The sequence below is a fragment of the Stappia sp. BW2 genome, from assembly GCF_008107695.1.
Classification (GTDB): domain Bacteria; phylum Pseudomonadota; class Alphaproteobacteria; order Rhizobiales; family Stappiaceae; genus Roseibium.
In genome coordinates, this window is the sequence record NZ_VIRG01000070.1 from 497,315 (window position 1) to 521,863 (window position 24,549).

Sequence of the window (24,549 nt, forward strand, 5' to 3'; positions counted from 1 at the left end):
GGATGAAGGTGTTGTTGGCGCCTCTATTTGTTTCAACGAGCACCTTACATCAGCGCTTGTCGAATGTGTCTTCTGCTATCAGGCCGCGGCTCGTGAAACCGCTCCCTCATCCTGAGGAGGGCCCACGGCCCGTCTCGAAGGATGGGCCAAGAGCTCCGAATTTGCCGCCCATCCTTCGAGACGAACCTGCCGGTTCTCCTCAGGATGAGGGAGTGGGTGTGAGGCGCCGGATGAAGGTGTTGTTGGCGCCTCATTTTGTTTCAACGAGCACCCTACATCAGCGCTTGTCGAATGTGTCTTCTGCGATCAGGCCGCGGCTCATCAAACCGCTCCCTCATCCTGAGGAGGGCCCATGGCCCGTCTCGAAGGATGGGCCACAGGCTCCGAATTTGCCGCCCATCCTTCGAGACGAACCTGCCGGTTCTCCTCAGGATGAGGTTGTGGGTGTGAGGTGCCGGATGAAGGTGTTGTTGGCGCCTCTATTTGTTTCAACGAGCACCTTACATCAGCGCTTGTCGAATGTGTCTTCTGCGATCAGGCCGCGGCTCGTGAAACCGCTCCCTCATCCTGAGGAGGGCCCACGGCCCGTCTCGAAGGATGGGCCAAGAGCTCCGAATTTGCCGCCCATCCTTTGAAACGAACCTGCCGGTTCTCCTCAGGATGAGGTTGGGGGTGTGAGGCACCTGGATGAAGGTGCCTCCGGTTTGCTTTCGGAGACTAGGCCGCCATGCTGTCCGGCGGGTCCATGGCTCCGGTCATGATCGCCACCGCATCGGACATGGAAAAGTCCGACGGTTTGATCACACAGGCACGGCTGCCCAGCCGATGGATGTGGATGCGGTCGGCGACCTCGAATACATGGGGCATGTTGTGACTGATCAGCACGATGGGCAACCCCCTTGACCTAACATCCTTGATCAGTTCCAGAACGCGCCGGCTTTCCTTCACCCCGAGGGCCGCGGTCGGTTCGTCCATGATCACGACCTTGGATCCGAAGGCGGCCGCCCGGGCCACCGCAACCCCCTGGCGCTGGCCGCCGGAAAGGGTCTCGACGGCCTGGTTGATGTTCTGAATGGTCAGAAGCCCCAGTTCGTTCAGCTTTTCGCGGGCGATCTCTTCCATCTTCTTGCGGTCCAGCTGGCGCAGAACGGTGCCTCGGAAGCCGGGTTTCTTCAGCTCGCGACCCATGAACATGTTGTCGGTGATCGACAGGGCAGGGGACATGGCCAGGGTCTGGTAGACGGTCTCGATCCCCGCTTCGCGGGCGTCGATGGGCGAGGAGAAGTGAACGGGCTTGCCATCGAGCAGGATTTCTCCTCCGTCCGGTTGAACCGCGCCACTGAGCGCCTTGATCAGGGTGGACTTGCCGGCACCGTTGTCCCCGATCACGGCGAGGATCTCGCCGGGATAGAGTTCGAAATCGGCCCGGTCCATGGCCACGACACGGCCGTAGCGCTTGACTAGTTTACGTGCTTGCAGGACAGGTTCCATCACACAGATACCTTTCTGATCCATTGGTCGATCGCGACCGCACCGATGATGAGAATGCCGATCAGCAGATAGGTCCACTGGGCATCCGCGCCGAGCAGGCGCAGGCTGAGCGTGAAGACGCCGACGATGAGCGCACCGAACAGGGTGCCGAGAACAGAGCCGCGCCCCCCGAAGAGCGAGATGCCGCCAATCACCACAGCCGTGATGGATTCGATGTTGGCCAGCTGACCGGTGGTCGGAGAGACCGACCCGATGCGGCCGATCATGGCCCAGCCGGCAAAGGCGCAGATGAGGCCGGTCAACATATAGACCGATATCAGCACCTTCTTGACCTGCACGCCCGAAAGCTGTGCCGCCTCCGGATCGTCGCCGACGGCATAGACATGCCGGCCCCAGGCCGTCTGTCGCAGCGCATAGGCCAGAACCATTACCAGGACCACCATGAAGATGACGCCATAGGTGAAAATGGCACCGCCGATATTGACCTTGTTGCCGAAGAACTGAAGCAGCGGAGCGACTTCGGATATTTCCTGGGAACGAATGGTTTCGTTTGCCGAATAGAGGAAGTTGGTGGCAAGCACGATCTGCCACATGCCGAGCGTCACAATGAAGGGCGGCAGCTTGACGACGGCGACAAGGAACCCGTTGATATAGCCGCACAACGTGCCGCAGATCAGGCCGCAGACGATGGAGACCTCCACCGGCAGGCCGTAGCGAAAGGTGAATTGTCCCATGACGACGGAGGACAACACCATGATGGCGCCGACTGACAGGTCGATGCCTGCGGTCAGGATGACGATGCTCTGCGCTGCCGCCACGATGCCGACGATCTGGACCTGCTGCAGGATCAGCGTCAGCGCGAAGGGGGAGAACAGTTTCGATCCGAGGAGAAGCCCGAAAACGACAAGCGAGATTACCAGAACGATCAGCGGAACCAGAGATGGGGTCTGGTGCAACGTGTGCTGGATTTTATGCCCGATCCCATGACGTTGGTCATCGAATGAGGCGACAGCCTGCGGTGCGGAGGCTACTGCGGATTCGTAATCCGCCGGCCCCTTTGCCGTTTTGCTTTCTAAGGTCATGCCCGTTTAACCTTCTGTACGCCGGTTTTGAAAAAAGGGGCAAGGTTGCCCATGCCCCTTTTCGGACTTGTCTGGAGATGCGTTAGCCCCAGCAGAGATCCATGCCCTTTGCGGTGTCGATGGAGTCGACCCCTTCAACCGGCTTGTCGGTCACGAGAGCGACGCCGGTGTCGAAGAAATCCTTGCCCTCGGTCGGCTTCGGCTTGGTGCCGTTGTCGGCCCAGGCCTTGATGGCCTCGATGCCGAGGGATGCCATCAGCAGCGGATACTGCTGCGAGGTTGCCCCAATGACGCCGTCCTTGACGTTCTGAACGCCTGGGCAGCCACCGTCGACAGACACGATCAGCACGTCGTTTTCACGGCCGATGGACTTCAGCGCCTCGTAAGCGCCAGCCGCTGCCGGTTCGTTGATCGTGTAGACCACGTTGACCATCGGATCCTTGGCGAGCAGGTTTTCCATGGCCTTGCGGCCGCCTTCCTCGTTGCCAGCGGTCACGTCGTTGCCAACGATGCGCGGATCGGTTTCGTCGCCCCATTTGTTCGGATCGACCAGATCGATGCCGAAGCCCTGCAGGAAGCCCTGGTCACGCAGCACGCCGACAGTCGGCTGGCTGATGCCGAGGTCGAGCATGGCGATCTTGGCATCGGCTGCCTTGTCACCCAGGCTTGCCGCAGCCCACTCGCCGATCAGCTCGCCAGCCTTGAAGTTGTCGGTGGCGAAGGTTGCGTCAGCTGCGTCGATCGGGTCGAGCGGCGTATCGAGGGCAATCACCAGAAGGCCGGCGTCGCGGGCCTGCTTGACAGCCGGCACGATGGAAGACGTGTCGGATGCGGTCAGCAGGATGCCCTTGGCGCCGTCGGCAATGCAGGTTTCGATGGCGGCCACCTGGGTTTCGTGATCGCCGTCGACCTTGCCGGCGAAGGACTTCAGTTCAATGCCGAGTTCCTCGGCCTTGGCTGTGGCACCTTCCTTCATTTTCACGAAGAACGGGTTGGTGTCCGTCTTGGTGATCAGGCAGGCCGAGACATCTGCGGCTGCTGCCGGAGCGGCAGCCATGGCAGCGAGAACGGAACCGGTCGCGAGTAGTTTGCGGATCATTTGCGTTTTTCCTCCCTGGCCTATTCAAGTTGAACGGTTGGGTGTGGCCAGATGTGACCCCAACCGTGCTGCCCGTGCCGGAAAGCTGGCTCGATCTTCCGAGCTGCCTGCCCCGGCGGGGCCGGTGTCTTTCCCGCCGGTCAGGATCGCTGCCCTGGGCGAGAAATTGAAGAATTGCGGCAGGCTGGCTGCGCCAATAGCGCCGGCGTCGTGGCCAAAGCTGCCGATTTCGATGTCGGGTGACAGTCGCTTTTCCGGCGCGGCCTTTTCGACGGCCTCGCTCAGCGCGGTACGGAAGTTTTCCGGGAAGGGACCGCCGAGGTCACTGTCGATAACGATCAGTGGAACATCCAGAAGGGCGTAGGCCGAACGCAGGGCGAGGGCGACCGCTTCGGCACAGTCTTTCAGCCATTCGGTGTATTTCGGGTCGCCGGTTTCCACTGCGTGCTGAATTTCGGAGCGATTGAGTTTCGAGAAATCCGTTGGCGACATGTGCCGGGCGAGAGCCACCAGTGAGGCGCGCGTCAAGAGCAGATCCCAGGTGTTGCGTGCCTTCGGAGCGGTGGACAGCGTGCTGGGCGGAACAGGGATCATCGCGACGTCGCCGGCATTGCCGGAAACGCCCCGGACGACATCCCCTTTCAGGATCAGGCCGCCGCCGATGGCCGGTCCGAGGAACAGATAAACGAAATTGTCGTTTTGCCTGCCGAGCCCGTAAAAGAGCTCGGCCACTGCTGCCGCGGTGCCGTCGTTCTCGCTGAACACTGGCAGGTCGCTGACCTGTTCAAGCGCTTCGGCAAGATCGAAATCTTCCCACTTCACGAAGTCGGCCTCAGGCAGACCGAGTTCGTGCAGCCAGGCGCCCAGGTTGAAGGGCTGCGCCAGGCCGATGCCGGTGATGCGGGACTGGTCTTCCTTGCTCAGGTTCTGGCGCAGGATGTCCAGATCTTCCTTGAGGATTTCCAGGGCCTGCTCCGGAGCTGGCAGGATCATGTCGTGCAGCCGGCGTCCGATCAGCTGGCCGGAAAAATCCATCAGCACCGTTTCCATGTTGGTACGGTCCAGACGCACTCCGAAGGAATAGGCGCCGCGCGGGGCGAGCCGGAGGATGGTCGCCGGTTGTCCGCGACTGCCATCGTGGCGCTTGCCCGCTTCCACGATCAGCCCTTCCTCGATGAGATTCTGGATGATGGCACCAATGGCCGCATTGGTCAGTTGCACCGCCCGGGCGAGTTCCGCCTTGGATGCTTCGCCGGCACGCCGAAGGATCTGAAGTACGATGCGCTCGTTATACCGGCGCAATTGCGCGGAATTCGAACCACGACCACTTTTGTGCGTCTCATCCACCAGTCTTGCTCCTCCCCAGGAACTGCCTGCTCTTGATGGGCGGCATCGTAATAAATAAGTGTGGTGAAATTATTTGTTCAATTGACGTTGCTGTCAATCGCTATTTGGTTTTGCAGTGCACATTTTCCGTATTGTGGCGCGGTAAGTTACTGCGCAGTAACACGAAAAATTCTGGCCTGCCCCGGCGCCGAATTTGCGGAAAGTCCCGTTACGGCAGTTTTTGTTGCCATGTTGTGCGTGGGCGACGGATCGCCATTGGCTTTCCCTTCTTTCGTGCGGGGTCATCCTACCACAGCTTCGCGAAATCGTTGCCGGAGCTTTCAACATCCGTATTGTCGTGAAGGGACGAGAATCGGAGACAAAACATGCCGGCCACACATGACGAAGCCTTTCTGGAACGGGCAATTGCCGCTGGAGCGGGAGAGCGCCCCGCCGATCTGGTTATAAAAAATGTCAGCCTGTTCAGCGTTGTCGACGGATCTACGGTCGAAACGGATATTGCGATCGTCGGTGACAGGATTGTCGGCACACATGGGCAGTATGAAGCCGCGGAAACCATCGACGGCAGCGGACTGACCGCCGTTCCCGGCTTCATCGACACCCATCTTCATGTGGAATCGTCTCTGGTCACACCGTTCGAGTTTGACCGCTGCGTGCTGCCGCACGGTGTCACCACCGCCATTTGTGATCCGCATGAAATCGCGAATGTGCTCGGTGCCGAAGGGATCCGCTATTTTCTGGACAGTTCGCTGGAAACGGTGATGGACCTCAGGGTCAACCTGTCGTCCTGCGTTCCGGCAACGGCTTTCGAAACCGCAGGAGCCTGTCTGGAGATCGAGGACCTGCTGCCGTTCCGCGATCATCCAAGTGTGATTGGCCTTGCGGAATTCATGAATTTTCCAGGTGTGCTTGCGCGCGATCCCAAGGTGCTGGCAAAGCTTGCCGCCTTTCAGGACGGCCATATCGATGGCCATGCGCCTCTGCTTCAGGGCATCGGCCTCAATGGTTATCTGGCGGCAGGCATCCGAACCGACCATGAGGCGACCTCCGCCGAGGAGGCGCTGGAAAAGCTCGCCAAGGGCATGACGATCCTGATGCGCGAAGGGTCCGTCTCCAAGGATCTGGAAGCGCTGTCCCCGATCCTGACACCGGATGTTTCGGCCTTTGTCGCGCTGTGCACGGACGACCGCAATCCGCTCGATATCGCCGAAGAAGGGCATCTGGACAGCATGATCCGCCGCCTGATCGCGAAGGGCATCCGGCCTCTTGATGCCTACCGTGCGGCTAGCTGGTCGGCGGCCAATGCCTTCGGCCTGAAAGACAAGGGCGTGATCGCGCCGGGCAAGCGCGCAGACATCGCGCTGTTGAGCGACTTCGCCGATTGCCGCGTGGCGCAGGTGATCTGCGGCGGCGTTCAGGCGACGGACGAAGCCTTTGCAAAAAGAACCATCGTCCCGCCGGTTGGCCTCGACAGCGTGCATGTCGGCGAGGTCTCCGCGTCAAAGTTCGACGTTCCGGCACGCAACAGCGAAGCCGATGTCATCGGTGTGGTGCCAGGCAGGATCATTACCGAACACCTGAAGCGCACCCTGCCTGTGACCGGCGGCAAGACGCTGGCCGATCTTGACCAGGATGTGCTGAAGGTCGCCGTCGTCGAGCGGCACAAGGGCACGGGCAATATCGGCCTCGGGTTCGTCAATGGTTTCGGCATGAAACAGGGCGCAATTGCCTCGTCCGTCGGCCATGACAGCCACAACATCTGCGTGGTTGGCGCGGACGAGGAAGCCATGGCGCACGCGGTCAACCGGGTGATCGCCATGAAGGGCGGATTTGCCGTTGCCGACAAGGGCGGGGTGAAGGCCGAACTCGCTCTGCCGCTGGCTGGACTGATGAGCATTGAACCATTCGAAACGGTGAAGGAGGAGCTGGAGCACCTGCGCGCCGCCGCCAAGGATCTCGGTTGTACGCTGGCCGAACCGTTCCTTCAGGTCGCCTTCCTGCCGTTGCCGGTCATTCCGCATCTGAAGATCACCGATTTTGGCGTCTTCGATGTCAACAAGTTTGAACTGATCGATCAGGGGAGTTGATGCGCGCCTTCAGTACTGGTGCAGTCGTGCACGAAAACGTGCCCATTTCCGCGCGGATCGCAACGCGAAGAACAAGATAATACCGCCGGCAACAAGCGACCAGAGCAAGATCTCGCTGTCGAGAGAGAACCTGTCCAAACTGCGGGTGGGATAGGCAATCTTCGGATTGAGCGGCAAATAAGTGACGTTCAGAGCCCCGTCTGTCTCTCGGATGAGCTCCTGAGGCTTTATCCTGAAATTCAGAGTTTCAACCGGTGCGTCCGCAGGCTTGATTTCAACGACGATTCTTTCATCTTGCCAGGCTGTGATGTTCTTTAATGTGTTCCGGCTATTGTAACGAAGATGCGTAGAACCATCGTCCCTGTCGTCGATAATGACGACAACCTTGCCGGGGGTGGTTTCGCCAAAGCCTTTTAAAAGCCAGTACTTCAAGCCGCTGTCGTGGTGGAAATAAATTGTGATCGCGACAGCGCAGGCCGCAAAAAACAGGATGGCCAGGTTAAGCGCGTGGCTGTCTTCGACCGCTTCTTTCGGGTTATACAAAGGCAACACCTTTCATTCGAGCATTGCACCAGGATATGCATCTAGAAGTAGCATGACGCAATTCCTCAAGCTAAAAATCAATGGGCCTGGCTCGCTCCAGCTTTCGGAATGCGCACGTCCCCTTCCTGCCACTGACGGTCAATACGCACCTGAAGATCACCGATTTCGGCGTCTTCGACGTCAACAAGTTCGAACTGGTGGATCAGGAACGCAGAAACAGGTCTTTGGACGATGATCCTCACTCTTGCCGTTTCCGGATACCGCTCGCTGCGCGACATCGTCTTGCCGCTTGACCGAATCACGCTGGTGACGGGTGCAAACGGCAGCGGCAAATCGAGCCTTTACCGGTCGATCCGTCTGCTGGCGGAAGTCTCGCAAGGCCAGGCGATAGCCTCGCTGGCGGCAGAAGGTGGCCTTAATTCGACGCTCTGGGCCGGCCCGGAAGCTTTCTCCCGGGCCATGAAACAGGGCGAGGTGCCCGTACAGGGGACCCTTCGCAAGGGCGTGGTCAGCCTGAAGCTCGGCTTTGCCGATGAGGACTATGGCTATGCCATTGATCTCGGTCTGCCGGCGGATGCCGGGCACTCGCTGTTTTCCATGGATCCGGAGATCAAGGCTGAGGTGTTGTGGGCGGGCGAAGCCCTGTCCCGCTCGAACGAGATCGCGGCCAGAAACGGTCCGACGGTTCGGGTTCTCAACAGTCAGGGGCAGCGTGTTCCGGTTTTCCAGAACCTGGCCCGCTTCGACAGCATGATGACCCATGCCGCCGATCCGAAGGACGGGCTGGAACTGCTTGTCATGCGCGAGCGCATGCGTGCCTGGCGTTTCTATGACCACCTGCGCACCGACAGGGAGGCCCCTGCGCGCTTTCCCAAGATCGGAACGAGGACACCGGTGCTCAGCGGAGACGGTGGAGATCTGGCCGCTGCCATTCAGACGATCCTGGAAATTGGTGACGAGCGGGCCCTGGAAGAGGCGATCGACGATGCCTTTCCCGGGGCATCCGTCCGGATTTCGGTCAATGACGGCTATTTTGAATTGCTGATGCAGCAGAAAGGCCTGTTGCGGGAGCTGCGGGCAAGCGAACTGTCAGATGGCACTCTTCGCTATCTGTTGTTGACGGCGGCGCTCCTGTCGCCGCGCCCGGCGCCTCTTGTGGTGCTGAACGAGCCGGAGACGAGCCTCCACCCGGCCTTGCTGGAGCCTCTTGCCCGTCTGATCGCGCGGGCCGCGGAAAAGACGCAGGTGATCGTCGTTTCCCATGCGGAAGAACTTGTGTCTGTTCTGTCCTCGGAAAGAGGCTGCATGCGCTATGATCTACGCAAGGAACTTGGCGAGACGGTTGTGGATGACGCTGACGCACAGCGCTGGAACTGGCCAAAGAGATAAACCGTCGGTATTGCACAGCCATCGATAAGTTTCTGATTTGACGTCTCTATTGCCAACTGGCTCAGCAGTCTTATCTTAACCGGATGGTTCATCGCGCGCAAAAAAATGACGAGGTGTCGTTACGTCGCGAGTTGACGTAAACGGAAGGTTGCGTCATGTCAGGAGAGACCCAAAGAGGTAACGCCTCATTGGTGGCCGGGCCTGGAGGAGGACCATTTCGTGCTAAGGATTCAGTCCGGATCGCGAAATTGCAGGATGAGGGCCCGTCTGCGCGATGAAGCGATAAGACGCGTTGGAGAACGTAATGACGACTGCGGAGGAGTGGAGCGCGGCGTTCAAGCCCCGTCCCGTACACGAGTATCTCGAGACGACCGTTGCCCAATATGGCGCCCGTCCGGCCTGTGATTTCATGGGCAAGATGTGGACTTATGCCGAAATCGGCGCACTCGTCGACAGGACGGCGGCCGGGCTGCAGGCAATGGGCGTTGGCCCGGGTGTTCATGTAGGCCTCTGCCTGCCAAACACGCCCTATTACACCCTCTTTTACTTCGCGGTTCTGAAGATCGGCGGCACGGTCGTGAACTTCAATCCGCTCTATGTGGAGCGCGAACTGTCCTTCCAGGCACGTGATGCGGATGCGCGCATCATGGTGACCATGGATCTGAAGGTGATCTACGACAAGGTCGAGGAAGTGCGCAAGGAGCGCGCGCTCGACAAGATCATCGTCTGCCCGATGGCCTGGTGCCTGCCGACGATCAAGAAAGTGCTGTTCAGCCTGTTCAAGCGCAAGGAACTGGCCGACATCCCCCATGACGATGCGCATGTCCGTTTCGAGGACTTGCAGACCAAGGGAGACAGGCCGAAGCCGGTCACGATAGATCCGGCCAACGATATTGCAGTGCTGCAGTACACGGGCGGAACCACCGGCGTTCCCAAGGGCGCCATGCTGACGCATAAAAACCTGTCCGCCAATATCGAGCAGATGCGCTGCGTTTTCGAAAAGGCACGGCCGGGCCAGGAAAAGATGTTGTGCGTGCTGCCGTTCTTCCACGTGTTCGCGATGACGGTGGCGCAAAATCTGTCGATCATCCTGGGCGCCGAGATGGTCCTGCAGCCGCGCTTTGACCTGAAGTCCCTTCTGGAAGCGGTCAAGCGCAAGAAGGTGACCCTGTTTCCGGGGGTGCCGACGATCTACACGGCCATCAACAACTCCCCCATGACCGCGAATTATGACCTGACCAGCATCAAGATCTGCCTGTCTGGCGGGGCGCCTTTGCCGGTCGAGGTGAAGGAAAGCTTTGAAAAAATCACCGGCTGTATTCTGGTGGAAGGCTACGGGCTGACGGAAACGTCACCGGTTGCCGCGGTCAACCCTCTGGATGAAAGCCGCCGGGCGGGCTCCATCGGCCGGCTGGTGCCGGGAACCAGCGCCCGCTTCGTCAGCATCGAAGATCGCGAGACGGAAGTTCCGGCGGGGGAAAAAGGCGAGTTGCTGCTGCATGGTCCGCAGGTGATGAAAGGCTACTGGAAGCGGGAAGACGCGACCGCCGAGACCATCACCCCGGACGGCTATCTTCACACCGGCGACGTCGGCTATCTGGACGAAGGCGGCTTCATCTATCTGGTTGACCGGATCAAGGACCTGATCCTGTGTTCCGGCTACAATGTCTATCCGCGTGTCATCGAGGAAGCGATCTATCAGCACAAGGCTGTCGACGAGACCATCGTCATTGCCGTGCCGGATGCCTATCGTGGCCAGAGCCCGAAAGCCTTCATCAAACTGAAGGAAGGTCACTCGCTGACGGCGGACGACATGAAGACCTTTCTGAAAGGGCATTTGTCGGCAATCGAACTGCCTCGCGCCTATGAGTTCCGCGACGAGTTGCCCAAGACCATGGTCGGCAAATTGTCGAAGAAGGAGCTGGTCGAGGAGGAAGCTCAGAAGCGGGCCAAGGCGGAGGCCAAGAGCGCCTGAGCGTCTGGTACTGAACATCTAAAGTGTCTTCAGATAGTCCTGAAATTCCTTGCCGGGTTCCATCGGGAAGCGGGTTTCGGTGACCTCGAAGGTCTTGATGCGGTCAAGGCGGAAATTGCGGAAACCATCCCGCATTTCGCACCAGGCCGTCAGCACCCAGACACTTTCGAAGGCGGTCAGTCCCAGCGGACGGGTGAGGCGGTCACTGACACGATCCTGCAAGTCGCTATAGCTGAGCTGCACCTTGCGCCGTTTGCGAATGGCATCGCGAAGCGGTGACAGGGCGTCCTGGCCAAGTGCGGAGGACGCCTTGCCGACGGCAAGAAGGGGACGATTCAGGGAACGCTCGCCCTCGGAGAGAACCGCGCCGAGCTTGCCGAGCACCCGCTCGGCCGTTTCGCTCATGGAGGCGTCACCGCGTGCCTTCACCATGCGGATGCCAAGCAGAATGACATCCAGCTCGTCCGGGTCGAACTGCATGGGCGGCAGAAAATAGCCGCGTTCAAGAAGGTAACCGACCCCACCTTCGCCGCGAATGGGGGCGCCCATCGCCTTCAACGTTGCCATGTCTCGATAAATCGTCCGTTCCGTCACGCCCAGCAACTCGGCCAGGGTGGCAGCCGGAACCGCGCTCCTGCGGCTGCGAAGGGCATCCAGAATGGAAAACAGCCTGATGGTTCGCATGGGAAGTCGCTCTCCGGCCGGTTTCTGCAGGGCGCTCAGCACAAGCGCTTCTGGACGATCATAAACGCATCCCCCTGACAGAAACTGTCTCTGACCCCTTCTATAGAGCGTGCAACAGAAACGGGAAAGGACATCTCATGTTGCGCAAAGATCTGGGACCGATGAAGGTGATGGGGTTTGCCCGCTACGAAGCAAATCCAGGCGTGGGCGCGCCCGACCTGATTGCCGCCGCCCGCCGGTGGCAGAAGGAGTTCCTCAACGATCAGCCGGGCATCGCCTTTCACTGCTTCCTGGGCAATGCGGCAGGCGGATATGCCGATGCAATTCTGGCGAGGGACGAGGCCTCCTTTGCCGCTATGTCCGAAGCGCATCTGCAGGCGCCAAGCTCCAGAGCCTTCATGGAACTGCTCGACACCGGCAGCATCCGCCTGTGTCTCAACCGCCTGATGATTGACCTCGAGGCGGTGCCGGACGGATTTTCCGCCATAGAATTCGGCACGTTTCGTCCCAAGGAGGATGGTGGTTTTTCAGAAGAGGTGCTGACGGCCGCTTCCAGACGGATCGAGCAGGAATATCTTGCAGCCTTTCCCGAAACCCGGGCGCATCTGATGGCGCGGGCAGGCGAGGATACCTATTCGGAGATCTGTTTTGTGGAGACGGAAGGCGCTGCCCGCGAGATCTGCGCCGGCTATGTGTCGCACGCGGCGTGTGCGCCGCTGTTGAACCTGTTTGACCCCGCCAGCGTCGATCTGGATTTCTGGCACGTGCTTGCCTGAGCCGGCAGGCAACCCCATCATCCGGAGGCCAAGGGGCCGTACCCTAGTTGTTGTAGCCGCGTCCGTCCGAGGCTCTGGCCAGTTTCTGGCCGCGTTTGGCCTCGCGGCGGACCGTATAGATCGAGGCGGCGATGATGACGGCGGCTCCGGCCAGCGTTTCCACTCGGGGCCACTGGTGGAACACGAGAGCGCCGAAAATGGTGGCGTAGAGAAGCCGGGTGTAATCGAGTGAGGCGATGGCCGTGGCTTCTCCGGCCCTGAATGCCCGGATATTGGCCATCTGGGCGGCCCAGGAGATGATGCCGATGCAGATCAGAATCCCCCATTGTTCCAGCGTCGGAGGTTGCCACGTCATCACGGCAGGAATGACCATGATCATCCCGACCCCGAAGGCCTGGTAGGTCAGGATGGTGACCGGGGGATCTGTGCGTGTCAGCAGACGGACAACGATCATGACCATGCCGGCACAGGCCGCACCCGCGATGGCGAGCAGCGCATAGTGGTCGACCAGCCCGTCGCCGTGCGGGCGCAGCATCAGGACAACCCCCAGAAAGCCGACGATCGTCGCGCCCCAGCGGTGAGGCCCGACGGTTTCTCCCAGAAACCAGATGGCGAAGATCGTCAGGAAGAATGTCTTGGAGAAGCTGATGGCCGTGGCATCGGCCAGGGGCAGTTCAATGACCGCCGTGAAGCCGCAGAGCATGGCTGTTGTGGCGAAGACGATACGGGTGATTTGCAGCCCCGGGCGCTTGGTCACCAAAGAGGTCGGCAGGCCGCTGAGGATCTTCGGAGCAACGATCGCAAGCATGACCGCCTGGCGGATCACCAGGATCTGGAACACCGACAGGTCCTTGCCCAGCAGCTTGATGAGGGTGACCATGATCGAGAACAGAAACGCAGCCAGAAGGATCCAGAGAGCCCCGACGGTGTTTGACGGCAGGTTTTCCGTCAGGCTCGTCACCTTGCGACGGAGACGGTTGCCGGTCGCCTCGGGAGGCTCCGGCTGTTGTGTGGGCATGTCCATCGTGAATCCTTGCCGGAAGGCATGCGGATGCGGCGGCATGACGGGGCCGAAGCACGGGCAAGACTTGGATAAGGCTGTTTGTTGCGGTTGAAACAAGCTTAGCGTTTTTCGCGCAGAAGGAAAGAGGGCGGCTGTTTGCCTTTGCAAGCAGATGTCCTTAAAACTGCGCCGAACCGGGAGGAAATTCATGGAAAAAATCCAGACGCAGGGTGTGCATCACATCACTCTTGTGGGCGCTGACAGGCAGACGTCCATCGATTTCTGGGAAGGGCTCCTGGGAATGCCTTTCGTTTTCGAACAGCCCAATCTGGACGCCGCCGACCAGAGCCACCTTTATTTCGATCCGGGCGATGGCCGCCTCATCACGATCTTCACCAGCGAAGACCGCAAACCGGACCCGGATCCGGCGCCGCAGACCATGGGCTGCGTCCATCATCTGGCGCTTGCCGTGTCGCAGGCGACGTTCCACCAGATCGCGGAACGTCTCGACAAGCGCGGCATTTCGCACAGCGGTCCGAAGGATCGCGGCTTCATGGATTCCATCTATTTTCGGGATCCGCTCGGGCTGTTGATCGAACTTGCCAGCTACCGCTTCGTGCCGCCGGAAGGCGTGGCCATGGGCGAGGTGATGCTGGAAGCCCACAAGATCCGCGTCGCACGCGGTGACTACAACATCCAGGAAGTCCACCTTGCCGATGCCATCGAGCAACTGACCCGCGACACGAGACGCAGTCTGTCGGACGACCGGAGCCCGAAGAACCCCTACAAGCGTTGAGGGCGATGGCCCGACGTCGCCACTGCCTGTCGTTCTTTTCGAGCGCTTGCAAATTCGCTTGCACGCCGATGTGAATCATGATGATGGACTGCATCCAGAATGTGGGACCAGGCGCTGGTACTCAAGCCTGACCGCAACCTGAGTTGCGCTCTTCGGCGGGCCATGCAATGCTCGGTTAACAAGGTCGTTTGGGATTGGCCCCGGTAAGGGGCCCCAGGGTTTTTTTGAATGACAATGGCTAAGAAGGGGCGTCCCCTTGCCGCTGCCGATATCATCGGCTGGCGTGAAATCGTGAGCCTTCCCGAACTGGGCGTTTTCGATATGCGGGCCAAGATCGATACTGGCGCGCGCACATCTGCGCTCCATGCCGAAGAGCAGGAAGTGTTCGAGCGCGATGGCCGGACCTGGGTACGCTTCCGTGTGCCGGCTTCGCGTCATCACAGTGATTTCCGGGCTGAAGTTCCGGTCCTGGACGAACGCAACATCAAGAATACGAGTGGTGTTCCGGAGCGGCGGATTGTCATCCGCACGTTACTTCATCTTGGAAAACATCACTGGCATGTGGACGTGTCACTGGCGGACAGATCGAACATGGGGTTCGACATGATCCTCGGCCGGACGGCAATCCGGCGGCACAATGTGCTGGTGCATGCGGGCCGGTCCTTCCTGGCGGGAAAGCCCGCTCTGGCAACAAAACACTAAGCCGCGCGTTTACGCGGCAAAGAACAATCAATCACTGAACATTCGGTGTCGCAACACCGTTCGGAACAAGGCTGAGACCGAGGGACTTGAACCAATGAAGATTGCTATGATGGCACGGAATCCCGAGCTCTATTCGCACAAGCGTCTGAAGGACGCTGCCGAAGAGCGCGGTCACGAGCTGGAAATCATCAACACGCTGCGCTGCTACATGAACATCGCCTCGCGGCGGCCGGAGATCTACTACAACGGCGAAAAGCTGACCGGCTTCGATGCGGTTATCCCGAGAATTGGCGCGTCTGTTACCTTCTACGGTCTGGCGGTGCTGCGGCAGTTCGAGATGATGGGCGTTTATCCGCTGAATGAATCCGTTGCCATCGGCCGGTCGCGTGACAAGCTGCGGTCGATGCAGTTGCTCGCCCGCGACGGCATCGGCCTGCCGGTAACGACCTTTGCCCACGATCCAAAGATGACCGAGGAAGTGCTGGCAACTGCCGGGGGTGCTCCCGTGGTGATCAAGCTGCTGGAAGGCACTCAGGGCATCGGTGTGGTTCTTGCCGATACCGAGCGCTCTGCCAAGTCGGTCATCGAGGCGTTTCGCGGTGCCAATGTGAACATCCTGGTGCAGGAATTCATCAAGGAAGCGGGCGGCACCGACATTCGCGCGCTGGTGGTTGGCGGCAAGGTGATTGCGGCCATGAAACGGACGGGCGCCGAAGGCGAATTCCGCTCCAACCTGCACCGTGGTGGCAGTGCGGCCTCCATCAAGATCTCGCCCGAGGAACGCTCGACCGCCATTCGCGCGGCGAAGACCATGGGGCTGAATGTCTGCGGTGTCGACATGCTGCGGTCCAATCACGGACCGGTGGTGATGGAAGTCAACTCCTCGCCTGGGCTGGAAGGCGTTGAAAAGGCGACCGGTATTGATGTCGCCGGCAAGATCATCGACTTTATTTCCAAGAATGCCCAAGTTGGCAAAACCAAGACCAAGGGACGCGGTTGAGCACGAAAGTGAAAGTCTTCGAGATCGGCGAACACAAGATCGCGCCGGGAACCCGGCGTACGGTCGACCTTCCGGTCAGCGTGCTGTCGGACCATACGCCGGTGACGATGTCCGTACATGTTCTGCATGGAAGCAGGCCGGGGCCCGTGATGTTCGTCAGTGCGGCGGTTCACGGCGATGAAGTTATCGGTGTGGAGATCGCGCGTCGGGTCCTGAAGGCGCCGCAGCTTGAAATCGAGGAGCTGGGGAAGTTCAAGGGCACGCTGATGGTCATCCCGATCGTCAACGCGTTCGGCTTTCTCAATCATTCGCGTTACCTGCCTGACCGGCGCGACCTCAACCGCTCGTTTCCCGGCAGCCCGCGGGGCTCGCTGGCCGGACGGCTGGCGCAACTGTTCATGAGCGAGATCGTCAACCGGTCGGACTATGGCATCGACCTGCATTCGGCCGCCATTCACCGGACCAACCTGCCGCAGATCCGCGTTTCTCCGTCCCGGGCCGATACGCTGGCGCTTGCCAAAGCGTTCGGCGCTCCGGTGATCCTTACCTCGAAAGTGCGTGAGGGTTCGCTGCGCCAGGCTGCGCAGTTGAAGGGAACCGACGTGCTGGTGTTCGAGGCAGGCGAGGGGCTGCGGTTCGACGAAATGGCGATCCGGGCCGGTGTCTCCGGCGTGCTGCGGGTGATGCGCGAATTGAAGATGCTGGGTGCCAAGGGCATCACACGACCGAAGGCTCATTCGATCCTCAGCAAGTCGAGCTATTGGGTCCGCGCGCCCGCTGGCGGTTTGCTGCGGCCGTTCAAATCGGTCGGGGATGTCGTCGAACAGGGCATGCTGCTGGGCATCACGTCGGATCCTTTCGGGGAAAAGGAACGGAACGTTCTGGCCGAGCAGGCCGGGCTGATCGTCGGCAGAACCAATCTGCCGGTGGTCAACGAAGGGGACGGGCTGTTTCACATTGCCGAGTTCAACGAACGCTATGATGCGGAGACCACCCTCGACAGCCTGGCTTCCCAACTCGAGGCCGATCCGCTGTTTGACGAGGATGAGATTATCTAGAGGCCGCCGGGTTCCACCCTTTCTCAGGTTGAGGATGGGGGGCGGAGGCTCTGGATGAAAGTGCCGTCCGATGCATTGCAGTTCCAACAAGTGCTTGCCAAAAACGCTTGTGAAATGTGTCTCATTCGCCCTTGCCACGGCTCCCCCAATCACCACCTCATCCTGAGGAGGGCCTGGGGCCCGTCTAGACGGATTGGCCGCAGGCACGGGATTTGCCGCCAAAATCCAGGAAAGGGCGAACCACTTCAACGCCCAATGCCCGCGTGGAAAAACAATTGTATGAAGTAGAGTTGCCCAAAACTCTGGCCACGTCGGCTTTCGGGCATTATGTTGATCAAAATCGGCGCTCCCGGCGCGTGGATGTTTCCCAAGGGAAAGTCTTCCCAAAAAAAGCAGGTCCAGATTCATGAACCAGATGGTCACTCCGAAATTCGGTGTTGGTGCCCCATTGCGCCGCAAGGAAGATGCGCCGCTCATTACAGGCAAGGGCGTCTATACAGGCGATTACATGCCGGAGGGGTGCCTGCATGGTGTCGTCGTTCGCTCCGCCATGGCGCATGCGCGCATCAGCCTGGGGAATGTGGACGAGATTCGTGAGATGGACGGGGTCCGTCTGGTGCTTACCGGAGCCGAACTCGAAGGCCGGACAATGCCTTGCCAGGCACGTCCGAAACAGATCGATGGCTCCAGTTTCAAAGCTCCCGATCAGCCGGTTTTGTGCTCCGACGAAGTACGTTACGTGGGCGATGCCATTGCCTTCATCGTGGCGGATGACGTCAACGCGGCCAAGAATGCGGCCGAGATGCTGGAAATTGATTATGACCCGCTGGATGTGGTGGTCGGGATCGAAGAGGCCCTGGCACCCGATGCGGTGAAGGTCTGGCCGGAATTCGGCACCAATGTCGCCTTTACCTATGGCCAGGGCGATCAGTCCAAGACCGACGCTGCGTTTGAAAAGGCAGACAAGGTCGTTTCCATTGATGTGGTCAACAACCGGATCGTCGCGAACTACATGGAGCTGCGCGGCTGCGTTGCCGAATTCGACCCGTCAAGCGAGCGTTTCAAGCTGACCGTCGGTACGCAGGGCGGTCATGGACTGCGCGACATTATCTGCGGCATTCTGGATCTTGAGACCGAAAAACTGCAGGTCATCACCCCGGAAGTGGGCGGCGGCTTCGGCACCAAGATGTTCTGCTACCGCGAATATCCGCTGAGCATGATCGCGGCCCGCGAACTCGGCCAGCCGGTGCGCTGGACGGGTGAGCGCATGGACCACTTCGTCACCGATGCGCATGGCCGCGACAACGTTTCCCATGCGGAGCTGGCGCTGGATGTCGACGGCCGGATCCTGGGTCTCAAGGTGCACGTCAAAGCCGCCATGGGCGCCTACCTGCATCAGTTCGGCCCGTTCATTCCTTTTGTCGGCACGTCCATGACGTCCGGCCTCTACGACATCCCGGCCGTCTTTGCGAAGGTCGAAGGCGTCTACATGCACACCGTGCCGACCGATGCCTTCCGCGGCGCTGGTCGTCCGGAAGCCGCCTATCTGATCGAGCGGCTGATCGAAAAGGCCGGTGAGGAAACCGGCTTGGGCTCCGTTGAAATCCGCAAGCGCAACTTCATCAAGCCAGAGCAACTGCCTTACACCACCCAGACCGGCCGCATGTATGATACCGGCGAGTTTTCCGGCCATCTGCAAAAGGCACTGGACGTCGCCGATTGGGAGGGCTTCAAGGCCCGTCAGGACGAGAGCGCCGGGAACGGCAAGTACCGCGGGATCGGCATCTGTTCCTATATCGAGGCCTGCGCCTTCCCCGGCAGCGAGGAAGCCACGCTGGAGCTCAACGACGAGGGCACGCTGACACTGCTGATCGGCACGCAGACCAACGGACAGGGCCACGCGACGGCCTACAGCCAGGTGATCGCGGAACAGTTTGGCGTCTCCATAGAGGATATCACCGTCATCCAGGGCGACACCGACCGGGTGCGCAAGGGCGGCGGCACGGGCGGTTCCCGCTCCATCCCCATTGGCCTGCCGTCCGTCCGCGATGCGGGCATCGCGCTGGTGAAGAAGGTGAAGGAACTGGCCGCCGACCAGCTGGAAGCCGGGATCGAGGATCTTGAACTCGACGGCGGCATGGTGCGTGTGGTCGGAACCGACCAGCAGGTTACGCTGGCGGAGGTTGCGGCAGGCGCAGGCGACACCCTGACGGCCCGCGAAGAGGTCAAACAGGCCGAGGCGACTTATCCGAACGGCACGCATGTGTGCGAAGTGGAAATCGATCCGGACACCGGAGACGTTGCCATCGTCAACTATGTGATCGTCGATGACTTCGGGGTCACGGTGAACCCGCTTCTTCTGGCTGGTCAGGTTCACGGCGGGGCGGCCTCCGCCCTCAGCCAGGCCTTGTGCGAACAGACGATCTACGACGAGGACGGCCAGCTTCTGACGGCGTCGCTGCTCGATTACCGCATGATCCGCGCTGCGGACCTGCCGGACATTCACTTCGAAACCCGAAACGTTCCCTCGACCACCAATGCCATGGGCATCAAGGGAGCGGGCGAGGCTGGAACCATCGGCGGCTGTGCATCGATCATGAATGCCGTTCAGAAGGCCCTGAAGGACGGGGCAGGGGTCAGCGAGATCATCGACATGCCTGCAACGCCGCTGCGAGTGTGGGAAGCCATTCAGGCAGCAAAGTAAGGAAGACTGAAAAAGGCGCCCGTTCGAGGCGCCTTTCTTCTTTCAGGCTGAAAGTTGACGCCGGTAAAGCCGGGGTCTCACGATTGTGTCTGTGGTTTCTTTTAAATAACCGTATGAATAATCTGGTTCTTGCCGCAATCTTGCAGTTCATCGGTGCGCGAGAATCGTAGATCCCTAGGAACAGGACTGTCGCCTGTGTTTCAATCCTTCTTTCCAAGGCCGAAGCTGTTTTTCACCTCGGCTGTACTCTGGACCATCGTTGCCGTCGCATTCTGGTACGGTTTCGCAGATGAGTTGAGCGGCCCGCTCGGCTTCGGTGTTTCCGAGACCAATCCCAAAGAGATCGTGGGAGCAGGGTTTTTCGTTTCGCCAGAATTCATCTGGTTCTACTGCTACTATTTCATCTGTACGGTCCTTTTCGGCGGCTTCTGGTGGATGTTTGCCAGAAATCACCGCTGGCAGATCTGGTCTGTCTGGGGCTCGTCCGCGATCATTTTCTCGACCTATTATTCCGTTCAGGTTTCGGTCGCCATCAACAACTGGCGCAGACCTTTTGGCGATACGCTGCAGAACGCGCTGCCGGGCAACAACGGTGTCACGGTGGGGGACTTCTATTCGCTCATGATCGTGTTCGTGCAGATCGTGGCGTTTCAGGTCGTCCTGTACGTCTTTACCCGGTTTTTCGTGAGCCATTACGTCTTCCGATGGCGCACCGCGATGAACGATTACTATGTCGAGAAGTGGTCGAAGGTTCGCCATATCGAAGGTGCCTCGCAGCGTATTCAGGAAGATACGATGCGGTTTGCAGCAATCATGGAAGGGCTTGGGGTCGCGATGATCGACTCTGTCATGACATTGATCGCCTTTTTGCCCGTCTTGCTGTCCCTGTCGAGCTACGTTTCCGAGCTGCCGATCGTCGGTGCCATTCCGGCGCCGTTGTTCACTGCGGTCATCTTGTGGTCGCTGTTCGGTACAGGTCTGCTGGCGATTGTCGGCATCAAGCTGCCAGGGCTGGAGTTTCACAACCAGCGTGTTGAGGCGGCCTATCGTAAGGAACTGGTCTACGGAGAGGACTACGAGCACAGGGCGCAGCCGATAACGCTTACGGAACTGTTCGCCAACGTTCGCAAGAACTATTTCCGGCTTTACCGCCACTACCTTTACTTCAACCTGGCCAGAGGCATCTACCTTCAGGCGGATAACCTGTTCACCTATTTCATTCTCGTTCCTACCATTGTCTCCGGCGCAATTACCTACGGTATCCTGCAGCAGATCCTGACCGCCTTCGGCCAGGTGTCGAATTCGTTCCAGTACCTGGTCAATTCCTGGACGACGATCATCGAACTCCTGTCCATCTACAAACGTCTGAAGGGCTTTGAGGTCTCGATTGCCGAACACGAGAGAATGTCGCCGGAAGAGCTTGCAAAGATCGTTGCGGAGAAAGAATCGAAGCTCTGAGGCTTACCTGTGTAGCGGGCCTCTGTAGCGGGAACGTTCACACATCAGGGATTGCCGCCGCTCTTTTGAGTGTGCGGCAATTTTTCTGCAACTGGGCTTGCCGCAAGCCTCGTTTGGTCAAATACTGAAGGCCCTTCACCTCACTGCCGCCTCATCGCATCCCATTCGCGGGACAATTCTTGATCTGCTGCACTTGAAGGGCCAGTCGAACTGGTTCTTCCCACGGTTTTCGGACCGGTACGCCGTGGGATTTTTCTTTGAAAAGCCGGGCCTGGAAGTTGTTATGGCGTTCTTGAGCCAGAAGTCCCGTTTCTCCGGACCTCCGGCGCCCACCGGGATGACCCGGCAGGCACCTCTTATCGGAATATCGCTTAAAGTCGCCTCCACCATGGTGTTCTTCGTCATGGCAACGGCGCTGAAGGTCGCTGCCGAGACGGTGCCGATCGGTGAGCTCGTGTTCGCACGCAATTTCTTCGGCCTGTTTCCGGTGCTGATCATGGTGGCGATGCGCCGGGAGCTGGGGCTTGCCTTCAAGACAGCCAACCCGCTGGGGCATCTCACCCGGGCGTCCGTCGGGCTGACGGCGATGGTCTGCGGGTTCTCCGCGCTGTCCCTGCTGCCTCTGCCGGATGCGACAGCCATCGGCTTTGCCTCGCCGCTTTTCGTCGTGGTGCTGGCGTTTCTGCTGCTTGGCGAAAAGGTGCGGGTCTATCGCTGGAGCGCGGTCGGTGTCGGCTTTGTCGGCATTCTGGTGGTGTTGTCGCCGCATCTGGGCGACGCGGAAATAGACAACAATTCGATGATAGGTGCCTTGATTGGCGTGATGGGGGCAGGCTTTGCGGCGCTTGCCATGATCACCGTGCGCAAGTTGTGCGAGACGGAGCGCACGTCAACCATCGTCACCTGGTTCGCAGGCATGTCTTCGCTTCTGTCTCTGCTCACCCTGCCGCTTGGTCTTCTGCTGCCGGGGCAGGCCTGGATCGTGCCGGATCTGCCCACGGCCGGGCTGCTGTTGCTGATCGGTCTTGCCGGCGGTGTCGGCCAGATCCTGCTCACGCAGAGCTACCGCTTTGCCGATGCCTCCACCGTTGCACCGTTCGACTATGTCAACATGCTGTGGGCGATCATTGTCGGCTGGGTGATCTTCAATGAAACGCCGCTGCCGACGGTGGTGCTGGGGGCGGCAATCGTGATTGCCGCCGGTATCTTCGTCATCTACCGTGAACACAAGCTCGGCCTGGACCGGACCAAGGCCCGCCGGGCGTCGTCGCCGTCGCGTTCGTAGGCGGGAGAGACAAGAGGGCAGGTCACACTGCCTTTCCTGAGTCATTCCGGACAAGTGAGGCGAAGCCGAGCGCTGATCCGGAATCCAGACTTATTTCGCGCCTTTGGCGCGGCATTACACGAATAGAAAAGAGTTCGCTCCGCTCACGCTGATGCGCTGGATTCCGGATCTGCGCGCAGCTTTACTGCGCTTGTCCGGAATGACGGCGAATACGGGTGGTTTCTTAATTCAGCCTTATTGCGGCTTGTACTCGAACCGCTCGGTCGCGCTCTTGGTGCCGTCCTTGTAGATCAGCTGCACGCTGATCGACTGGGCCGACCCGGCGGGAAGTTCCAGGTACGGTTTTTCCTTGAGCACGACGTTGGGGTTGTCCGGATCACAGGCTTCCAGTTGCCATTCCTGGTCAATCGGGCCGTCGTTCAGTCCATAGAACACATAGTCGATACCGCACTTCCAGGATTCCAGGTGGGTGAAATAGATCAGCTCCTGGCCCTGCCAGTCACGGAATGACACCCAGTTGGCCTTGGTCATGTCCAGGATCTGCTTGATCTGCTCCGGCGGCATGCCTTGCGCGGATGCGGTGGTGCTGAGAGGGGCAAGAGCAAGGCTCAGGCAAAGGGCTGCGGATTTAAGAAGCTGCATGGAAATTGTCCGGGTCTGACCTTAGAAAGCTTTGAAGGTTATGATGGTTTTGGTGTCCTGAATGCCGTCGATCGGATGGACTTTCTCGTTCACGAAATGACCGATGTCCGACCCGTCCTCGACATAGAATTTCACCAGAAGATCGTAGTCGCCGGAGGTCGAATAGACTTCGGACGCAATTTCAGCATCCGCAATTGCGTTGGCAACCTGATAGGTCTTGCCCAACTGGCATTTGATCATCACGAAAAACGGTACCATGGAGCGCTCCGGCAGTTGGGGTTTGAAGTGGGTGAGCGTGTCACCTGAACCGTTCACCGGGCCGTTCGGTTTCGAAAAAAGGCCGGGCGACAGATTCACAAAAAGTAGACTAGGACATCGCCCATCTCCTTGCGCCAGTCAATTGCGGAGTGGCGGCTCTGCACATGCCGGGTCTTGCAATCGCGCTGCCGGCTTGTTAGCAGTGCAGACATCTCATGGGGGTGCCCGGCCATTCAGGTTCGGGCTGAGAGGCGGCCTGCCAACTCCTTGAACCTGATCCGGCTGATACCGGCGGAGGGATTTGAGATCATGATGCAAACACCACTTCCCGCAACACGTCTTTTCCGGAATACCGGCAATGGGTTTTCCGTCACAGGAGAGCCGTTATGAGCCTGTCCGTCGCCGCTTCCACGCAGGCGTTGAGCGCTGAACTTGTCTTCACCATGCTGGAGCGAGTGCGGCAGAAAACGCCGCGTGTTCACGCTGTCACCAACGCTGTCGCGCAGAATTTCACCGCCAATGTGCTGCTGGCACTTGGCGCCATCCCTTCCATGACGATCGCGCGGGAGGAAGTTGCCGCCTTTGCTGGCGGCGCCGACGCGCTGCTGGTGAACCTCGGCACACTCGACGAGGAACGCCGCGCGGCCATCCCGCTTGCCATCGAAGCTGCCAGGAAGGCCGGTCGGCGGGTCTGTGTCGATCCGGTTTTCGTCAACCGGTCCCCCGTGCGCTGTGCCTTTGCACGTGAGCTTCTGGAGCTGAAGCCGGATCTTGTGCGGCTGAATTCGGATGAACTTGCCGCGCTTTTGCCGGACCGGGCGGATGTCGATAACCTGATAGAGGCGGGAACGGTTTTTGCTGTGACCGGCCCGGAGGACAGGATCGAAAGCCGGGGTGAAGACTTCCTGCTGCGCAACGGTGATCCGCTGATGTCGCGCGTGACGGCCACCGGCTGTGCTGGTGGTGCGGTTCTGGCAGCGTTCCTGAGTGTCGAAAACGACCGGGCGTTGGCCGCCGCTTGCGGACTGTCCGTCTTTAACATTGCCGGCGAAATTGCCGCGGGCCAGTCGACCGGGCCGGGCAGTCTCGTGCCGGAATTGCTCGACGCGCTCTATTCACTGACCGACCGCGACATTGAAACCCGTCTCAAGACCGGCTGATGCGCGCTTG

The 24,549-nt window shown here is 59.7% G+C and carries 22 protein-coding genes and 1 riboswitch; of the genes, 12 read left to right on the top strand and 10 right to left on the bottom strand.

Annotation, left to right across the window (positions count from 1 at the left end; all coding sequences use genetic code 11):
- Positions 1-717 precede the first annotated feature (717 nt).
- From FMN63_RS21250 to FMN63_RS21265, 4 genes are all read right to left on the bottom strand, one after another.
- Positions 718-1,515: an ATP-binding cassette domain-containing protein gene (locus FMN63_RS21250; RefSeq protein WP_209001260.1), complete on the bottom strand. Its 798-nt coding sequence runs from the start codon at positions 1,513-1,515 to the stop codon at positions 718-720.
- Entirely contained in the window at positions 1,491-2,573 is a 1,083-nt protein-coding gene (locus tag FMN63_RS21255) for an ABC transporter permease (RefSeq protein ID WP_148586153.1), read from the bottom strand. Before FMN63_RS21255 ends, FMN63_RS21250 begins: the two co-directional genes overlap by 25 nt.
- 82 nt (positions 2,574-2,655) lie before the next feature.
- Complete coding sequence (locus FMN63_RS21260; RefSeq protein WP_148586154.1) at positions 2,656-3,672, bottom strand: sugar ABC transporter substrate-binding protein; 1,017 nt, start codon at positions 3,670-3,672, stop codon at positions 2,656-2,658.
- A 24-nt stretch (positions 3,673-3,696) separates the two neighbouring features.
- Entirely contained in the window at positions 3,697-5,019 is a 1,323-nt protein-coding gene (locus FMN63_RS21265; RefSeq protein WP_148586155.1) for an ROK family transcriptional regulator, read from the bottom strand.
- 365 nt (positions 5,020-5,384) lie between these two features.
- On the opposite strand from FMN63_RS21265, the gene ade reads away from it, so the two are divergent.
- Positions 5,385-7,106, top strand: coding sequence for an adenine deaminase (ade, locus tag FMN63_RS21270; RefSeq protein WP_148586156.1), 1,722 nt, complete (start codon positions 5,385-5,387; stop codon positions 7,104-7,106).
- A gap of 9 nt (positions 7,107-7,115) precedes the next feature.
- Here the strand turns inward: ade and FMN63_RS21275 are convergent, their stop codons facing one another.
- Positions 7,116-7,649, bottom strand: a complete 534-nt coding sequence (locus tag FMN63_RS21275) for a hypothetical protein (protein WP_148586157.1) — start codon at positions 7,647-7,649, stop codon at positions 7,116-7,118.
- Between the two features lie 77 nt (positions 7,650-7,726).
- Complete coding sequence (locus tag FMN63_RS29425) at positions 7,727-7,891, bottom strand: hypothetical protein (protein WP_153297105.1); 165 nt, start codon at positions 7,889-7,891, stop codon at positions 7,727-7,729.
- Here FMN63_RS29425 and FMN63_RS21280 point away from each other — a divergent pair.
- Positions 7,881-9,038: an AAA family ATPase gene (locus FMN63_RS21280; protein ID WP_148586158.1), complete on the top strand. Its 1,158-nt coding sequence runs from the start codon at positions 7,881-7,883 to the stop codon at positions 9,036-9,038. The genes FMN63_RS29425 and FMN63_RS21280 overlap by 11 nt on opposite strands.
- Before the next feature lie 304 nt (positions 9,039-9,342).
- The gene (locus FMN63_RS21285; RefSeq protein WP_162855077.1) at positions 9,343-11,013 is read left to right on the top strand and encodes a long-chain-fatty-acid--CoA ligase; all 1,671 of its coding nucleotides are present in this window, start codon (positions 9,343-9,345) and stop codon (positions 11,011-11,013) included.
- An 18-nt stretch (positions 11,014-11,031) separates the two neighbouring features.
- Here the strand turns inward: FMN63_RS21285 and FMN63_RS21290 are convergent, their stop codons facing one another.
- The gene (locus tag FMN63_RS21290; protein WP_148586160.1) at positions 11,032-11,697 is read right to left on the bottom strand and encodes a helix-turn-helix transcriptional regulator; all 666 of its coding nucleotides are present in this window, start codon (positions 11,695-11,697) and stop codon (positions 11,032-11,034) included.
- Positions 11,698-11,834: 137 nt separating this feature from the next.
- On the opposite strand from FMN63_RS21290, the gene FMN63_RS21295 reads away from it, so the two are divergent.
- Complete coding sequence (locus FMN63_RS21295; RefSeq protein WP_205514190.1) at positions 11,835-12,473, top strand: hypothetical protein; 639 nt, start codon at positions 11,835-11,837, stop codon at positions 12,471-12,473.
- Between the two features lie 43 nt (positions 12,474-12,516).
- On the opposite strand, the gene FMN63_RS21300 is transcribed toward FMN63_RS21295, so the two are convergent.
- Positions 12,517-13,491, bottom strand: a complete 975-nt coding sequence (locus FMN63_RS21300; protein ID WP_209001261.1) for a DMT family transporter — start codon at positions 13,489-13,491, stop codon at positions 12,517-12,519.
- 193 nt (positions 13,492-13,684) lie between these two features.
- Here FMN63_RS21300 and FMN63_RS21305 point away from each other — a divergent pair, with 193 nt between their 5' ends.
- The 7 genes from FMN63_RS21305 (at position 13,685) to FMN63_RS21335 (ending at position 22,479) form a co-directional block, all read left to right on the top strand.
- Positions 13,685-14,272, top strand: a complete 588-nt coding sequence (locus FMN63_RS21305; RefSeq protein WP_148586162.1) for a VOC family protein — start codon at positions 13,685-13,687, stop codon at positions 14,270-14,272.
- A 228-nt stretch (positions 14,273-14,500) separates the two neighbouring features.
- A complete protein-coding gene (locus FMN63_RS21310) occupies positions 14,501-14,974 on the top strand; it encodes an ATP-dependent zinc protease family protein (RefSeq protein WP_208984212.1) in 474 nt (157 codons plus the stop codon).
- A 94-nt stretch (positions 14,975-15,068) separates the two neighbouring features.
- On the top strand, positions 15,069-15,974 hold the full coding sequence (gene rimK / locus FMN63_RS21315; protein WP_148586163.1) for a 30S ribosomal protein S6--L-glutamate ligase: 906 nt from the start codon (positions 15,069-15,071) through the stop codon (positions 15,972-15,974).
- Positions 15,971-17,032, top strand: coding sequence for a succinylglutamate desuccinylase/aspartoacylase family protein (locus FMN63_RS21320; RefSeq protein WP_148586164.1), 1,062 nt, complete (start codon positions 15,971-15,973; stop codon positions 17,030-17,032). The genes rimK and FMN63_RS21320 overlap by 4 nt, the downstream gene beginning before the upstream one ends.
- Before the next feature lie 406 nt (positions 17,033-17,438).
- Positions 17,439-19,736, top strand: a complete 2,298-nt coding sequence (locus tag FMN63_RS21325) for a xanthine dehydrogenase family protein molybdopterin-binding subunit (RefSeq protein WP_148586165.1) — start codon at positions 17,439-17,441, stop codon at positions 19,734-19,736.
- 195 nt (positions 19,737-19,931) lie between these two features.
- Positions 19,932-21,194, top strand: coding sequence for a peptide antibiotic transporter SbmA (sbmA, locus tag FMN63_RS21330; protein WP_148586166.1), 1,263 nt, complete (start codon positions 19,932-19,934; stop codon positions 21,192-21,194).
- Positions 21,195-21,477: 283 nt separating this feature from the next.
- Positions 21,478-22,479 carry a DMT family transporter gene (locus FMN63_RS21335; protein WP_286192722.1) on the top strand — a complete coding sequence of 334 codons (1,002 nt, stop codon included), beginning with the start codon at positions 21,478-21,480 and terminating at the stop codon, positions 22,477-22,479.
- Between the two features lie 234 nt (positions 22,480-22,713).
- Here FMN63_RS21335 and FMN63_RS21340 read toward each other — a convergent pair whose 3' ends face one another.
- Together FMN63_RS21340 and FMN63_RS21345 are read right to left on the bottom strand one after the other, a co-directional pair.
- Positions 22,714-23,121, bottom strand: a complete 408-nt coding sequence (locus tag FMN63_RS21340) for a hypothetical protein (protein ID WP_148586167.1) — start codon at positions 23,119-23,121, stop codon at positions 22,714-22,716.
- A 21-nt stretch (positions 23,122-23,142) separates the two neighbouring features.
- Entirely contained in the window at positions 23,143-23,379 is a 237-nt protein-coding gene (locus FMN63_RS21345) for an Lrp/AsnC ligand binding domain-containing protein (RefSeq protein WP_148587290.1), read from the bottom strand.
- A 207-nt stretch (positions 23,380-23,586) separates the two neighbouring features.
- A riboswitch (TPP riboswitch) is annotated at positions 23,587-23,697 on the top strand.
- 68 nt (positions 23,698-23,765) lie between these two features.
- On the opposite strand from FMN63_RS21345, the gene thiM reads away from it, so the two are divergent.
- The gene (thiM, locus tag FMN63_RS21350; RefSeq protein WP_148586168.1) at positions 23,766-24,539 is read left to right on the top strand and encodes a hydroxyethylthiazole kinase; all 774 of its coding nucleotides are present in this window, start codon (positions 23,766-23,768) and stop codon (positions 24,537-24,539) included.
- Positions 24,540-24,549: the final 10 nt, after the last annotated feature.

What these genes read in the sequence shown, in the direction of transcription:
- FMN63_RS21250 (WP_209001260.1), bottom strand. Translation starts at nt 1,515, where the DNA reads ATGGATCAGAAAGGTATCTGTGTGATGGAACCTGTCCTGCAAGCACGT.
- FMN63_RS21255 (WP_148586153.1), bottom strand. Translation starts at nt 2,573, where the DNA reads ATGACCTTAGAAAGCAAAACGGCAAAGGGGCCGGCGGATTACGAATCC.
- FMN63_RS21260 (WP_148586154.1), bottom strand. Translation starts at nt 3,672, where the DNA reads ATGATCCGCAAACTACTCGCGACCGGTTCCGTTCTCGCTGCCATGGCT.
- ade (WP_148586156.1), top strand. Translation starts at nt 5,385, where the DNA reads ATGCCGGCCACACATGACGAAGCCTTTCTGGAACGGGCAATTGCCGCT.
- FMN63_RS21280 (WP_148586158.1), top strand. Translation starts at nt 7,881, where the DNA reads ATGATCCTCACTCTTGCCGTTTCCGGATACCGCTCGCTGCGCGACATC.
- FMN63_RS21285 (WP_162855077.1), top strand. Translation starts at nt 9,343, where the DNA reads ATGACGACTGCGGAGGAGTGGAGCGCGGCGTTCAAGCCCCGTCCCGTA.
- FMN63_RS21290 (WP_148586160.1), bottom strand. Translation starts at nt 11,697, where the DNA reads ATGCGAACCATCAGGCTGTTTTCCATTCTGGATGCCCTTCGCAGCCGC.
- FMN63_RS21295 (WP_205514190.1), top strand. Translation starts at nt 11,835, where the DNA reads ATGTTGCGCAAAGATCTGGGACCGATGAAGGTGATGGGGTTTGCCCGC.
- FMN63_RS21300 (WP_209001261.1), bottom strand. Translation starts at nt 13,491, where the DNA reads ATGCCCACACAACAGCCGGAGCCTCCCGAGGCGACCGGCAACCGTCTC.
- FMN63_RS21305 (WP_148586162.1), top strand. Translation starts at nt 13,685, where the DNA reads ATGGAAAAAATCCAGACGCAGGGTGTGCATCACATCACTCTTGTGGGC.
- FMN63_RS21310 (WP_208984212.1), top strand. Translation starts at nt 14,501, where the DNA reads ATGACAATGGCTAAGAAGGGGCGTCCCCTTGCCGCTGCCGATATCATC.
- rimK (WP_148586163.1), top strand. Translation starts at nt 15,069, where the DNA reads ATGAAGATTGCTATGATGGCACGGAATCCCGAGCTCTATTCGCACAAG.
- FMN63_RS21325 (WP_148586165.1), top strand. Translation starts at nt 17,439, where the DNA reads ATGAACCAGATGGTCACTCCGAAATTCGGTGTTGGTGCCCCATTGCGC.
- FMN63_RS21335 (WP_286192722.1), top strand. Translation starts at nt 21,478, where the DNA reads ATGGCGTTCTTGAGCCAGAAGTCCCGTTTCTCCGGACCTCCGGCGCCC.
- FMN63_RS21340 (WP_148586167.1), bottom strand. Translation starts at nt 23,121, where the DNA reads ATGCAGCTTCTTAAATCCGCAGCCCTTTGCCTGAGCCTTGCTCTTGCC.
- FMN63_RS21345 (WP_148587290.1), bottom strand. Translation starts at nt 23,379, where the DNA reads ATGGTACCGTTTTTCGTGATGATCAAATGCCAGTTGGGCAAGACCTAT.
- thiM (WP_148586168.1), top strand. Translation starts at nt 23,766, where the DNA reads ATGAGCCTGTCCGTCGCCGCTTCCACGCAGGCGTTGAGCGCTGAACTT.